This window comes from Alistipes sp. An116 (genome assembly GCF_002161005.1).
Taxonomy (GTDB): domain Bacteria; phylum Bacteroidota; class Bacteroidia; order Bacteroidales; family Rikenellaceae; genus Alistipes; species Alistipes megaguti.
Map to the genome: position 1 here is coordinate 64359 of NZ_NFLR01000004.1, position 13160 is coordinate 77518.

A 13160-nucleotide genomic window follows, 5' to 3' on the forward strand; every position below is an offset into this window, starting at 1 on the left:
TTACCTTTTAATATTACGTGGTTCTGCTTCCGAAATCTTCAAGGGCACAGCTTTTGCTACCGCATTGCGCTCGTCCTCGGTGAGTTCGCTATATTTGGATCCGAACTTGCGGATAGCGACCTCATCGCGCACCTCGTTGAAGGCGCGGGTGAGTTCGTTCTGCACCATGATATAGGACTGGTAGTTCGTATCGCGGGTTGTCTGCAACGAGATCACGCCTTCGCTGACGGGATATACCCATTTGCCGCCGTTGGCAAGCTCGATCTCCTTGTCGATCCGCTCGGGCAGATCGGGGTCGTCCATCGGGTTCACGATGAACTCCTTGGCCCGCTCCTTGAGCTGGCTGAGGTCGATGGGCTCCTGTTTGCCGGCTGCTCCGGCCATGATATCTCCGCGGCCGTTGATGAATACGAGGAAGAGGTTGCGCTCCTTCACCTTGATCTCCTCCTGCTGTTGGTCCTCAGGAGGCATCGGGGGAAGCACACGCGCGATACCCGTATCGGTATTCATGGTCGTGGCGACCAGGAAGAAAATGAGCAGCAGGAAGGCGATGTCGGCTTGGGAGTCAGCTCTTACTTCCGGTGTTTTTCTTGCGTTTCTTGCCATAACCGCTCATTTATTATTTAAGTGCTCCCCAGATTTCGGTAACTACGACCGTTATGATTGCAGCAACTATGGCTACGTACGTCACCAGGATGCTGGTTTCAGTCAGCACGGTTGCACCATGGTCGAATACGCTGTTGTTTGCGAGGTCGGGAATTTGAACTGAGTGGCTGGCGGAAATAAAGTATGCTATGCCGACTATGCCGACTATCAGCACAAAGGATAATAAGGCTCCCTTGATGCCTGCCGGGTTCTGGGCCATTCCGAAGACGGCGCAGAAGAGAGCGGCAGCGACGGCGGCTACGATGAGGAGGTAGCACCATATGAGGTTTACGCTGATCGCGGCTTCCGAGCCTCCGGTGGCGATCGCGTAGACCAGAAGGGCCACGGAGATTACCATCAGAACCCCCAGCAATATGTTCATTATTTTTTTCATGATTGCTAAAGATTTTTACAGAGTTCGATTATTTCTTGTTGTAAGCCGTCAGGATATCCATCAGCGTGATGGAGGAATCCTCCATCGTGTTGACGAGGGAGTCGATCTTCGATACGATGTAGTTGTAGCACAGCTGAAGAATAACCGCAGAGATAAGACCCATGAGGGTCGTCAGAAGGGCGACCTTGATACCGCCTGCAACGAGCGTCGGGCTGATATCGCCGGCAGCCTGGATGGCGTCGAATGCGTCGACCATACCGACGACGGTACCCATAAATCCGAGCATCGGGCTGAGGGCGATGAACAGGCCAATCCATGTCAGTCCCGACTCCATCTGGCCGGTTTGTACGGATCCGTAGGAAACGACGGCTTTTTCAACCGAGTCGAGACCCTGGTCGTAGCGGTCGAGGCCCTGATAGTAGATCGAAGCGATCGGGCCACGGGTGTTGCGGCAAATCTCTTTGGCAGCCTCGATGCCGCCATTTTTCAGGGTCTCTTCGACCTTGGCGATGAATTTCTTCGAGTTGATCGTCGAGAGCGACAGGTAAAGGATACGTTCGATGGCTACAGCCAAACCGAGTACGAGGAATACCAAAATCGGAAGCATCCAGGCCCAACCGCCCTCGAGGAACTTCTGCATCAGCACGTGGTGCAGGCTGTCGCCAGCGATCTGGGTTTCGGCTACAACCGTTTCAGCGGCTGCTGCGGCGTCCTGAGCGAAGGCACTAACGGTACCCAGAAGGGCAACCGACGGGATCAAAAAAAGTTTTTTCATAGTTGTGTTGGATAAGATTAAATTTGATTAGTTGATTATTATTTGTTTGTGTCTTTTTTAAAGGTTTCTTTGGCTGCAGGTCCGCCGTGTGCGTTTCCGGTTTGGGCATTGCCGGGGTTTCCGGGTTTCCGGAGACCGGAACGGGAGCCGCTTCGGAACTTTTTTTTGGGTCGGTTAAAAAATTACTAATAACATATTTTTTTTCGGTTCCGGGTAGGTCCGGGCTCTTTTCGGGGGCTGCGGGCCGTGCCGGGAGACGACTTTCACACATCTTTTCGAATCCCGGATACAGTGATTCGGAATCGGGTAATCATTTATCAATCAACTGTTTTGCCTGTCCTGCGCGCGTCTGTCCAGGCTGTGGACCCTGACATACGGGCACTTTAGCAGTGCGAAATATAGGAAAAAAAATCGTTTCGTGCAACGTCTCAGACGGTAAATTCTCCGCGCAGGGGTTTGCGCAGCAGATCGCGGGTCTCGCTTTGGGGGAGTCCGAGCCCGAGGACGTACATGAGTTTGGTGACGGCGGCCTCGCAGGTCATGTCGTAGCCGCAGAGCACGCCGGTTTTCTGAAGGATCAGTCCGGTTTCGTAGAGGCCCATCGAGACGCATCCGGCGCCGCACTGGGTGATGTTGAGCAGGATGATTCCGCGGTCGACGGCCTCGCGCAGGACGTGGATAAAGCGTTCCGACGTGGGGGCGTTTCCGGCGCCGTAGGTCTCGAGTACCACGGCGCGCAGTCCCGGGGCGGCGAAGGTGGCTTCGAGGATCTCCTCTCCCAGTCCCGGGAAGAGCTTCACCAGAGCGATACCGCCCGACAGGCGGGTGGCGATGCGCAGCGTCGAGGGATACTCCGCCGGGTGGAGGATGGCCTGACGGTTGTAGGTGATGTTGACGCCGACCTCGGCCAGCGGCGGATAGTTGTCGGACTGGAAGGCGCTCAGGGCTTCGGCGCTGCGTTTGGTGGTGCGGTTGGCGCGGAAGAGGCGGTTCTGGAAGTAGAGCGAGACCTCCGGAACGACGGGATGTCCCTCTTCGCGTGCGCCGGCGATTTCGATGGCCGTGATGAGGTTTTCGCGCCCGTCGGTGCGCAGGACGCCGATGGGGATCTGGCTGCCGGTGAAGACGACCGGTTTGGCGAGGTTTTCCAGCAGGAAACTCAGGGCCGAAGCGGAGTAGGACATCGTGTCGGTGCCGTGCAGGACGACGAAACCGTCGTAGCGGGCGTAGTTGTCGCGGATCAGTTCGGCCAGGGCGATCCAGTGGGCGGGTTCGACGTTCGAGGAGTCGATCACCGGGTCGACCGTATGGACATCGATGTCGACGTTGAGGCGTTTGAGCGAGGGGAACTCCTCGTAGATGCCGCTGAAATCGAAGGGAACCAGTGCACCCGTAGCGGCATCGGTCTTCATGCCGATGGTTCCGCCCGTGTAGATGATCAGAATGGAAGATCGCATATGTTTTTGAAATTCATGTCGCTTGTTGTCGGTGTTTGGTTTTCAGAGGTCTGTCCGACGGGTTTGTCTGCCTGCCACGGGGCTTTTTTCCGGGGAGTCGCCCGTTGTCTCCGGAGCGGCGGCGTCCGGCAGGCTGCCCGGGGGGGTGTCCGGAGCGTCGCCCTTGCTTGGAGCCCTGTCGGGGCGGCGGCCGGAGGTCGGCTCCGCACTTTCGGTCTCATCGAGAGCCTCCACCAGGAAACTGACCGGGCGGAATCCGTCGTTGCACGAGAGCAGGGCCGAGGCGGGATTCTTCATCCACCCCTCATAGAGGTTCGTGGCGCCGTGGGCCAGCGCCATGACAAAGGGCGAGAGGGTCTGCCAGGCACTTTCGCACAGCCCGTCGGGCTTCTGCCACCCTTCGGCGATGAATACCTGCCCCTCCCGCAGGTCGCAGGCCTCTTCGATCGGATTCTCATACCGTTCGATCAGATCCGGGTAGTGTGCCTTGCGGATGACGGTGATGCGTACGCGTTTCATCGGTGCGGTTCGTTGGTTTTGCCTGTTTTATCGGTCGGTCCCTCCGAACCGGAGACTCCGTCTTGGGCTGGGCTCTTCGGACCGGACTCTTCGCCCTGGAGTGCTCTCTCCGTCCCGGGATCCCGGCCAACCGTCACGCCGAACATGCGTTCGGCATTGGCCGTCGTGATGCGGGCCACCTCTTCCGCCGAAATTCCCTTCAGTTCGGCCACCTTCTCGCATACGTAGCGTACATAGGCCGATTCGTTGCGCTGGCCGCGATGGGGCGCCGGGGTCAGATAGGGGCAGTCGGTCTCGAGCAGCAGATCCTGCAGCTCCATCTCGCGTACCACCTCGGCGATGCGGCTCTTCTTGAAGGTGACCACTCCGCCGATGCCGAAGAGGAAGTCGCCGCAGGTTTTCAGTTCGCGGTAACTCTCCACACCGTCCGAGAAGGCGTGGAAGACCCCTCGGACGCCGCGGCCCGCATATTCGCGCATGATCTCGAGCGTCTCGGGCCAGGCATCGCGCGTGTGGACGACGATCGGCAGTCCGTACTGCAGCGCGAGGTTGATCTGACGGCGGAAGGCCTCAATCTGTTCGTTGCGGAAGTCGTGGCTCCAGTAGAGGTCCAGCCCGATCTCACCGACGGCGCAGAAGCGTCCGATTCCTGCGGGTGGATTGTCCAGATATTGTTGTACGAGTTCCAGCTCTTCGCGCCAATGCGGGATGTCGTTCACCGACGTGGGGTGCAGCCCCATCATCGGGGAGCAGCACTCCGGATGGCGGCGGCAGAGGTCGAAGAGGCGTTCGTGGCTCCGGGAGTCGATGGCCGGCAGCAGGAGCCGCCCGACCCCGGCGGCCAGGGCACGATGCAGTGCCTCCTCACGGTCCGCGTCGAACGCTTCGTCATAGAGATGTGAGTGTGTATCGATCAGATTCATAGCTTCATGTAACGGTTTCCGGGGAGTTGTCGGATGGCTCCCGACAACTCGAGTCCGATGAGCAGTACGGCCAGCTCTCCGGGATTCCGTCCGCTTCGTTCGGCCAGGATTTCGAGCGGCAGCGGATCGCTCGACGGGAAGAGTTTGAGCAGTTGCTCCTCGTCCGAGGTCAGCGACGGGGTGGGTACTTGGGTTCGGAACCCAGCGGGATCCTCCCCGAAATCCCACATCAGTTCGCGGATAACGTCATCGGCATTCATGACCAGCTGGGCCTTGCGGTTTCGGATCAGGTGGTTGGTTCCGGCCGAGGAGCGGTCCGTAGCGCGTCCGGGGACGGCCATCACCGAGCGGTTGTACCCGTCGGCGTAGTGTGCCGTGACGAGCGAACCTCCGCTGTCGGGTGATTCGACGACGATGCATCCGGCGCTCAGGGCGGCGATGATGCGGTTTCGGGCGAGATAGAAGTTGCCGTTTTGACGCGATTGCGAGTGAAGTTCCGTAATCAGCGCTCCGCCCTGATCGAGGATCTCGCGGGCAACTCCGGCGTGTTGGGCGGGGGTCACTTCTGGCAGGGCATTGGCCAGTACGGCCACCGTCGGGACATGGGCCTCCAGAGCCGCCCGGTGAGCGGCCACGTCGATCCCGAAGGCCAGTCCGCTGACGATCGTGAGGCCGGGGACCTGTTCGGCGAGCTGGCCGACGAGTCGGTTGCACATGATTTGTCCGTATGGCGAAGCCTGACGGGTTCCGACCATCGAGAGGCAGCGTTTGGAAAGGATCCTGAGGTTTCCCATTGCGTAGATGACGGCCGGGAAGTCGGGGATTTCGCGCAACAGGGCGGGATATTCGGGGTCGGTTGATGCGAGGATGCTGATTCCGTTCTGGCGGCAGTATTCGATTTCGCGTTCGGCGGCGTGGAAGGCCTGTTTCTGGATGATATTCCGGGCGATATCGGGTTTGAGCTGGGCTCGAACGGAGAGTTCGTCGAGGGATGCGTCGAAAATGTTCCGTGCATTGCCGAAAATTTCGAGCAGATGGACGGCACCTTTCACCCCGATTCCGCGGGTCATCTGGAGGGCGATATCCTCGATGGTCATGCTAAGAGCTGAAATCCGGGACTAAAGGTAACTATTTTTAGGAGAAAAACGATGAAATTCGGGGAAAATGGATGAAAGTTGCGAGGAAGTTTTGGAGGGAACGGAAAAGTTTGTATATTTGCACTCCCGAAGCACCGAAACGGTCTCAGAAGTGGGGCTGGGAAAAGAAGGGGGGGGGAGTTGGATTAGTTAGGAGGTGCGACATGGTCTGATGGCCGAGTGGCTAGGCAAAGGTCTGCAAAACCTTATACAGCGGTTCGAGTCCGCTTCAGACCTCACAGAAACCGCGTTGTAGATATCTACAACGCGGTTTTCATTTTGTTTTGTCATACATTTGTCATACAACAATTAGATTAAGAAAGGAGGATGATTTAATCATCCTCCTTTCTTGACGTTTTTTATCCTTGGGGTGGATAAGGATTGTTCCCATAGCTATCGCGATCTCGTATTTGGCCATTGGGTCGGTGAATAAGTAATTCAGACCTTTGGCTGCGAGCGATTTCGCGGGCTATCTCAATTGCCTCTTGTCGAGTACGAGTAATTACAGTCTCTCGTTGATTTCTTTCTTCTCTGACGACCAATGGACCGTCATGGGGAACAATATGTTAGTTTTCCCCATTTTAGGCAACGTTCCAAAGCTCGACAATCTGTTCGCTGGCAATTCGGAGATCTTCCATGTTCGATTGGAGGTCCCTGGATGTCGGAATAATGTTTTCATTCGAACTATTATAGTATAGATAAAAATTATTCACTACGACTCTAAAGTCGGCAGCAATGCTTTTTTAATAAGATTTAATGCGCCAACAAAGATGCAATACGTCGATAATTCCGAATTCGTCAACTTCCGAAGTGATTCTAGTTGTAATAATCGATGTAATCGGAAGCTCCTAGTTCTCGGGATGCGTTGCGTGTAGATCGACCATTGGGGATAGTCGCAGTCGACGACCAGCACTTTGCATTTGCAGACGTAGTGCAGATAGCTGGCGAGAAGCGTCGTAAGAGCCGGCTTGCCTACACCTCCCTTCTGATTGCAGATGATGGAGATGTTCCAAGAATCGGATGTTTGTTGATCGGAAGTCTACTCGTTTTTAGTTGGTTTGCAGTATCAAATCTAACCCCCCCCCTGATGTCAATATCTGGATATTAAATATTTAGGAATTGTCGGTTGAGTGAACAGCGTTAACCAAATTAAACGGTAGGCTTATGTGGAAGTAATCTCAAAAAGAGGGTTGAAGGGTACGGTCGGAAACAGACTCCGATTGTCCTTGTTTCTTATGCTCGGCATCGAATTCTCGCCATACTGTTTCCGAAACGGAACTCAATTCCGGATTCGAACGACGTAAGGATATCATCTGAAAAAATGAACAGGCTGTATGAGTGAGTCAAATACCGGGTGTTTTGTGCAATTGGGTTCAGTAAGGTGAAAAGAATCTCCAAGCATCCCTTTGCCTCTTCTCGAAAAGATTTGTCTATTCTGAGCCCAATTTTATTACATTAGAAAAGCTATTATTGTACGGATGCGTAATCTTTTGAACTATTTACAAGAAAAAATGAAAAAAATACGGTGTCGGTGCAACCGGATAAGACATCTGTAATGAACTGAATTACAACAGAAAACAAGCTTCTTACGGCCCGTTTTCACTATTTTCGGGCCGTTACCGGCTCTGATTGAGCCTCTCGGGATATGGTTTTTATGATTTTTTTATTATATTTGTAATAGCAATCACACTCTTGGTTAGACAACATAAAGACACACCGAATCAAATGTAACCCGGAATGAGTTCTTTCTCTTCCGGGAAATCGGATTAAAAATGGTCGTATCTTTCTGGCGGGGTTCATGCCTCCCGACCATACTCCCTCACTGACGGGAGAGGCCCTTGTTATATCAACGCAAAACGTTGCCGGATATTGTGGTTGCCTGACGAATAAAAAAGGTTGTGCCAATATAAGTCAATGTTTAACTAAAAGATCTCATTCGAATGAAAACAGGAAAATTTTACTCTCGATGGCAGATCGTCGCCGTGTTGTGGCTGATGATGGCCTTCCCCGTGTCGTTCGTTCATGGACAGGAGAAGGAGTCAGCTCAGCAAACCGACTCATCCTCAAGGGGGGGGGTACAGGTTATAACCGGTCATGTCTGTGACAAACAAGGAGTTCCGATCATCGGTGCAAGCATCGCCTGCCAACGAACAGGGGCCGGAGTCGTCACCGATGTGAACGGAAACTTTACCCTCAAAATAAAGACCAAACGAGACCAGGAGACGCTCGTAATCTCCTATCTGGGCATGAAACGCCAGAATCAGGTAATCAATTTCGCCCAGATCAAACAGCCTCTGAAGTTCGTCATGGAGGAGGACACAACCTCGATCGATCAGGTCGTCGTGACGGGTATCTACAACCGAACCAAGGAGAGCTTTACCGGCTCGTATGCAACCTACGACGTTAAGGAACTGAAAAATGCCGGTAACATCAACATCATTCAGAGTCTGAAGACAATCGACCCGTCCTTCGCTCTGCTCGAAAACAACATGTTCGGATCCGACCCCAACCAGTTGGCCGATGTCGAGATCCGCGGAAAAACAAGCATCGTCGGATTCAAGGAGGTGTTCGGGGAAGACCCGAACCAGCCGCTGTTCATCCTCGACGGTTTCGAAACAACCCTCCAGACCATCATGGACCTGAGCCTGGACCGGGTGGCATCGGTGACCGTGCTGAAGGACGCCGCATCTACGGCCATCTACGGCGCCAAGGCCGCAAACGGTGTCGTGGTCGTCGAAACCAAATCCCCGGAACCCGGACGTCTGCGCGTCTCCTACAGCGGCAACTTCGATATCTCGTTCGCCGACCTGAGCGACTACAACCTGATGAACGCCCGGGAAAAACTGGAATTCGAAAGACTGGCCGGCCGCTTCGAATCCAACCTGGTGGCCAGCGAAGGTATGCTGCAGCAACGCTACAACGATCTGCTGGCGGAAGTGGAACGAGGCGTGGACACGTATTGGATGTCGGAACCCCTCCGGCTGGGTCTTAACCAGCGACACAACCTCTATGTCGAGGGTGGCGACGAACGAATGCGTTACGGAGTCGGCCTCAACCTCAACAATCAGCAGGGTGTCATGAAAAACTCCGACCGCCGGGTGTTCAGCGGAAACGTCGACCTGCTCTACCGCGTCGGCAAACTGAGTTTCTCGAACAAACTGACGATCGACGCTACCAACCTGAGCAATCCGGTGGTTCCATTCTCGGAATACGCCGAGGCAAACCCCTATTATCGGAAATACAACGAAACCGGGGGTATCGACCAGTGGCTCGAAGCCCGCACGTACAGCAATCCCGCCAATGTCGGCTATACCGAAATCTGGGTCGGGAATCCCCTGTGGAACGATTCGCAGAACAGTTATGACAAGGGAAACGGACTCTCCGTACAGAACAATTTCCAGTTGGAATACCGACCGCTCGACTATCTGTACGTCAGAGGTCGTTTCAGCGTCCAGAAAAGCATCGACGAAACCGAAGCTTTCACCTCCCCGACGGACACGCAGTTCGATGGCGAAGACCTCCTGATGAAAGGCTGGTACCGAAACGATTCGGACAAAGGAATCAACTATAACGGAGATCTGACGGTCACTTTCGGTAAACTGTTCGACGAAAAACATCAGGTGAATGCCGTGCTGGGTTCGAGCATCTCGGAGGCCACCAGTGTGACCAAAGGGTTTGAGGCTATCGGTTTCCCGGAAGGCGACTTCACGACTCCCGCCTTCTCGAATCAGTACGCCGAAGGCGGAAAACCCAGCTACTCCGACTACAAAAAACGAAGCGCCAGCTTCTACTTCAACGGAAACTACTCGTTCGATAACCGCTACCTGCTCGATGTCAACCTGCGCTCGGACGGTTCGTCGGTGTTCGGAACGAACAAGCGCTTTACAACAACCTGGGCCGTCGGTGTGGCCTGGAACCTCCACAATGAACCCTTCCTGAAGAATCTCACCGACGCATTCTCGATGTTCAAACTCCGATCGTCGATCGGTAACCCCGGAAACCAGAACTTCGGATCGTTTACCTCGATTACCACCTACCGGTTCAACAACTGGATGATGAACAATTTCGGCACCGGATTGTTGATCAACGATTTCGGAGACCCGGATCTCGACTGGCAGAAGACCATAAACCTCAATGTCGGTATCGACCTCAGCATCCGGAACCGCCTGCACCTGACCTTCGACTACTACAACAAACACACCGATCCGCTCCTGGCAAGTGTGGGTATTCCGCTGTCGGTGGGAACCTCATCGCGCCTGATGAACATCGGACAGCAGATCAACAAGGGTTTCGACGGAAGTATTCGCTATGCGATCCTTTACAGGCCTGAACAGCGCATCAACTGGACTGTCGGTGTCGATTTCCGGCACAATCGGGCTTACTACGACGGCATCGGAGACAAACTGAGCCAGTATAATGCCGAGAATCAGACCAAGAGCCTGATGCGTTACTACGACGGCGGCAGCCCCACGGCGCTCTATGCCGTGCGTTCGGAGGGTATCGACCCCGCAACGGGTCGCGAAATCTTCCTGACGGCCTCCGGAAAACGAACCTTCACCCACAGTTACAACGACGAGGTGCTGGTCGGTGATACCAACCCGGATATGGAGGGGACGATCAACAGCTCGCTCTATTGGAAAGGATTCTCGTGCAGTTTCTACCTGCGATACAGCTGGGGCGCCGACCAGTTCAACTCGACGCTCTACAACAAGGTGGAGAATATTTCCGAGGAGGGCCTGAAGGTCAATCAGGACAAACGGGCGCTCTACGACCGCTGGCAGAAGCCGGGCGACATCGCTCAGTTCAAGGGTATATCCCTGACCGAATACACGCCGATGTCGTCGCGCTTCGTCCAGAAGAACAACTACATCGAACTCGAATCCGTACGCGTATCGTATGAATTCCAGCAGAAGTGGATGAGCAAGGTCGGAATATCGGGCCTGATTCTGAGCGCATACATGAACGACATTTGTCGTTTCTCGTCCATCGAGGACGAACGCGGTATCAGCTACCCATTTGCCCGAAGCGTATCTTTGTCGTTAACCGTTAATTTCTAAGAACACTACAATGAAAAAGTATAGACATATCTTGGTTGTCCTGACGGCTCTGATGGCGGTTTCGTGTGCCGACTGGCTGGATGTACAGCCCAGCGACCAGGTATCCGAAGAGACGGCTTTCAGTTCGGTGGCCGGTTTCAGGCAGACCCTGAACGGCGTATATGTGGAGTTGAACTCGGACAACCTGTACGGACGTGCCCTCAGTTGCGGAATGATCGAGGTGCTGGCGCAGCGTTATGACGTCAGCGATGAGTTCACCCGTTATTACCCCTTTACGACCTACGATTACACGGGAGCCACGGCGCAGGACCAGATTTCCAATATCTGGGAGACCGCCTATACGCTGATTGCCAACCTCAACAAAATCCTGGAAAATTGCGAAAAACGCCGGGGGTCGGTCCTCTCCGACGAGTATTACCACATCATCAAGGGTGAGGCTCTGGCCTTGAGAGCCTTGCTGCATTTCGACCTGTTCCGGCTGTTCGGACCCGTATACGAGGGAAACGAAAACCTGACGTCGATCCCCTATTACTCCGAATTTTCGCTGAATGTCGCCCCGAGCCTGCAGGCGGCCGAATTCATGACGAACGTCATTACGGACCTCGAAAATGCACTCGTGGAGCTGAAGGATGATCCTGTGATCGCAAACGGCGTGAGCGGAAAAACCGGAGACACGTTCCTCGCTTACCGGAACCTGCGGATGAACTACTACGCCGTAGAAGCTCTTCTTGCCCGAGCCTCGATGTACGTCGGCGACACCAAGCGGGCCGAAGAGTTGAGCCAGGACATCATCGACAAGCACGACAGAAGCACTCATTTCCCGTTCATTACGAGTCAGCAGATCACGGCTTCGGAGCCGGACCGGGTCTTCTCGACCGAGATCCTCTTCGGACTGCAGAATCTGAATGTCGATCTGCTCTACTCCTCGCTGTTCGATGCCTCCCGGCTGAAGTCCGAAAGCCTGCTGGCGCCCAGAAGCTCCATCATCTCCAGCCTCTATACGAACATCAACGACTACCGCTACCGGACTTCGCTCCGCACGACGGCCGAAGTCGGTGGTACAATCTTCTCCGTGTTCCAGAAATACATGGGCGGAGATTCGCTCTACATGCAGATGATTCCGATGCTGCGCATCAGCGAAATGTATTACATCAAGGCCGAGATTCAATTGGAAAAAGGTCTGGAGACGGACGCCATGCAGACCCTGACGGAGTTCCTGAAACACCGGGGTGTCGACTCCCCGAGCATACTCACGCCGCAAGCGCTGCTGGATGACGAATACCGCAAGGAGTTCTTCGGCGAAGGGCAGCTCTTCTTCTACTACAAGCGCCTGAATCGATCCTCGATACCCAATGCAACCAGCACGTCCGGCACCGTGAGCATGAACAGTGCAGCATACGTCCTGCCCATCCCGGACGGTGAGACCCAATACAATTAATCTGGAGATATCATCATGAAACGAATTCTTATCATAGCAGCCATTGCCTCGGGACTCTTCTGGAGCGGGTGCCAGAAAGATCTCGATACCTATCAGGGTGAAAGCGGAATCTATTTCGACCATCAGGAGAAAGAGACGCAAAACAACCTCCGCGCAGACACGCTCTCCTTCGGATGGGGACAAATCGACGGAGACATCCTCGAAACGAAAATATCCCTGCGGATCAATCTGATCGGGGATGTGGTCGATTACGACCGGAAATTCCAGGTCCTGGTTACGGAGACGATCATACCCGAAGAGCTGAAGGGCAAAATGGAGGCGGCCGTCGAAGGGGTCGATTACCGGGCCTTCGAAACCGAATGCATGATCCCGGCTCATGAAGTAAGCACGAACCTCGACATCACGCTTCTGCGCACCGAAGCTCTGCAAACCGAAAGCCGCGCGCTGACCATCGCCTTGCAGGAGACCGAAGAGCTGAAATTCCTCTACTCGCGCGAGATCACCGACAAGGAGAACAACCGCCGCCGGATCGACCTGCAACGGGTGATCGTCATGAACGAGAACCTGGCAAAACCGGACTGGTGGTATCGGCACGAAGCGATTTTCGGAGAATATTCGATGAAAAAATCCATCACGATCTGCGATGTCATGGGAATCGACCGTACCGAGTGGATCAGCAATGACTACGGAAACCGCACGGCTTATCTGATCTTCATCGGCCAATACATGCAGCGCTGGCTGAATGAACAGAACCCGCCCATTTATGAAGAGGATGGCGAGACCCTGATGACCATGGGACCCGATTCGCAAAATTAA

Annotated in this window: 10 protein-coding genes, 1 tRNA gene and 2 pseudogenes; 4 read left to right on the forward strand and 9 right to left on the reverse strand. The window is 54.5% G+C overall.

Annotation, left to right across the window (positions count from 1 at the left end):
- The 7 genes and pseudogenes from B5E60_RS03835 to dprA form a co-directional block, all read right to left on the reverse strand.
- Positions 1 to 606, reverse strand: coding sequence for an ExbD/TolR family protein (locus B5E60_RS03835; protein WP_087309569.1), 606 nt, complete (start codon positions 604 to 606; stop codon positions 1 to 3).
- Between the two features lie 13 nt (positions 607 to 619).
- Positions 620 to 1039, reverse strand: a complete 420-nt coding sequence (locus B5E60_RS03840; protein WP_087309570.1) for a hypothetical protein — start codon at positions 1037 to 1039, stop codon at positions 620 to 622.
- Positions 1040 to 1067: 28 nt separating this feature from the next.
- Positions 1068 to 1814, reverse strand: a complete 747-nt coding sequence (locus tag B5E60_RS03845) for a MotA/TolQ/ExbB proton channel family protein (protein ID WP_087309571.1) — start codon at positions 1812 to 1814, stop codon at positions 1068 to 1070.
- Positions 1815 to 2242: 428 nt separating this feature from the next.
- A complete protein-coding gene (locus B5E60_RS03850) occupies positions 2243 to 3271 on the reverse strand; it encodes an asparaginase (RefSeq protein ID WP_087309572.1) in 1029 nt (342 codons plus the stop codon).
- A gap of 216 nt (positions 3272 to 3487) precedes the next feature.
- Positions 3488 to 3790, reverse strand: a pseudogene (locus B5E60_RS14165) (TIGR04076 family protein); the annotation flags it as partial.
- A gap of 137 nt (positions 3791 to 3927) precedes the next feature.
- Positions 3928 to 4713 (reverse strand): annotated as a pseudogene (locus B5E60_RS03860) (TatD family hydrolase); the annotation flags it as partial.
- Positions 4710 to 5810, reverse strand: coding sequence for a DNA-processing protein DprA (dprA, locus tag B5E60_RS03865; protein ID WP_087309575.1), 1101 nt, complete (start codon positions 5808 to 5810; stop codon positions 4710 to 4712). The gene dprA and the pseudogene B5E60_RS03860, both read right to left, overlap by 4 nt.
- 205 nt (positions 5811 to 6015) lie before the next feature.
- Between dprA and B5E60_RS03870 the strand changes: the two genes are divergently transcribed.
- Positions 6016 to 6086: transfer RNA gene (locus B5E60_RS03870), tRNA-Cys, on the forward strand.
- 122 nt (positions 6087 to 6208) lie between these two features.
- Here B5E60_RS03870 and B5E60_RS03875 read toward each other — a convergent pair.
- Both B5E60_RS03875 and B5E60_RS14410 read right to left on the reverse strand, forming a co-directional pair.
- Positions 6209 to 6412 (reverse strand): DUF2188 domain-containing protein, encoded by a 204-nt coding sequence (locus B5E60_RS03875; RefSeq protein ID WP_087309576.1) that lies wholly within the window; start codon positions 6410 to 6412, stop codon positions 6209 to 6211.
- A 149-nt stretch (positions 6413 to 6561) separates the two neighbouring features.
- Positions 6562 to 6855, reverse strand: a complete 294-nt coding sequence (locus B5E60_RS14410) for a nucleotide-binding protein (RefSeq protein ID WP_087309577.1) — start codon at positions 6853 to 6855, stop codon at positions 6562 to 6564.
- 934 nt (positions 6856 to 7789) lie between these two features.
- On the opposite strand from B5E60_RS14410, the gene B5E60_RS03885 reads away from it, so the two are divergent.
- From B5E60_RS03885 to B5E60_RS03895, 3 genes are read left to right on the forward strand one after another with little or no spacing between them, the layout of a single operon-like run.
- Positions 7790 to 10906 carry a SusC/RagA family TonB-linked outer membrane protein gene (locus B5E60_RS03885; protein WP_239403220.1) on the forward strand — a complete coding sequence of 1039 codons (3117 nt, stop codon included), beginning with the start codon at positions 7790 to 7792 and terminating at the stop codon, positions 10904 to 10906.
- 10 nt (positions 10907 to 10916) lie between these two features.
- Entirely contained in the window at positions 10917 to 12344 is a 1428-nt protein-coding gene (locus B5E60_RS03890) for a RagB/SusD family nutrient uptake outer membrane protein (protein WP_087309578.1), read from the forward strand.
- Between the two features lie 15 nt (positions 12345 to 12359).
- Positions 12360 to 13160 (forward strand): DUF4843 domain-containing protein, encoded by an 801-nt coding sequence (locus tag B5E60_RS03895; protein ID WP_087309579.1) that lies wholly within the window; start codon positions 12360 to 12362, stop codon positions 13158 to 13160.

Coding starts and splice junctions, on each gene's coding strand:
- B5E60_RS03835 (WP_087309569.1), bottom strand. CDS start 606: ATGGCAAGAAACGCAAGAAAAACACCGGAAGTAAGAGCTGACTCCCAA.
- B5E60_RS03840 (WP_087309570.1), bottom strand. CDS start 1,039: ATGAAAAAAATAATGAACATATTGCTGGGGGTTCTGATGGTAATCTCC.
- B5E60_RS03845 (WP_087309571.1), bottom strand. CDS start 1,814: ATGAAAAAACTTTTTTTGATCCCGTCGGTTGCCCTTCTGGGTACCGTT.
- B5E60_RS03850 (WP_087309572.1), bottom strand. CDS start 3,271: ATGCGATCTTCCATTCTGATCATCTACACGGGCGGAACCATCGGCATG.
- dprA (WP_087309575.1), bottom strand. CDS start 5,810: ATGACCATCGAGGATATCGCCCTCCAGATGACCCGCGGAATCGGGGTG.
- B5E60_RS03885 (WP_239403220.1), top strand. CDS start 7,790: ATGAAAACAGGAAAATTTTACTCTCGATGGCAGATCGTCGCCGTGTTG.
- B5E60_RS03890 (WP_087309578.1), top strand. CDS start 10,917: ATGAAAAAGTATAGACATATCTTGGTTGTCCTGACGGCTCTGATGGCG.
- B5E60_RS03895 (WP_087309579.1), top strand. CDS start 12,360: ATGAAACGAATTCTTATCATAGCAGCCATTGCCTCGGGACTCTTCTGG.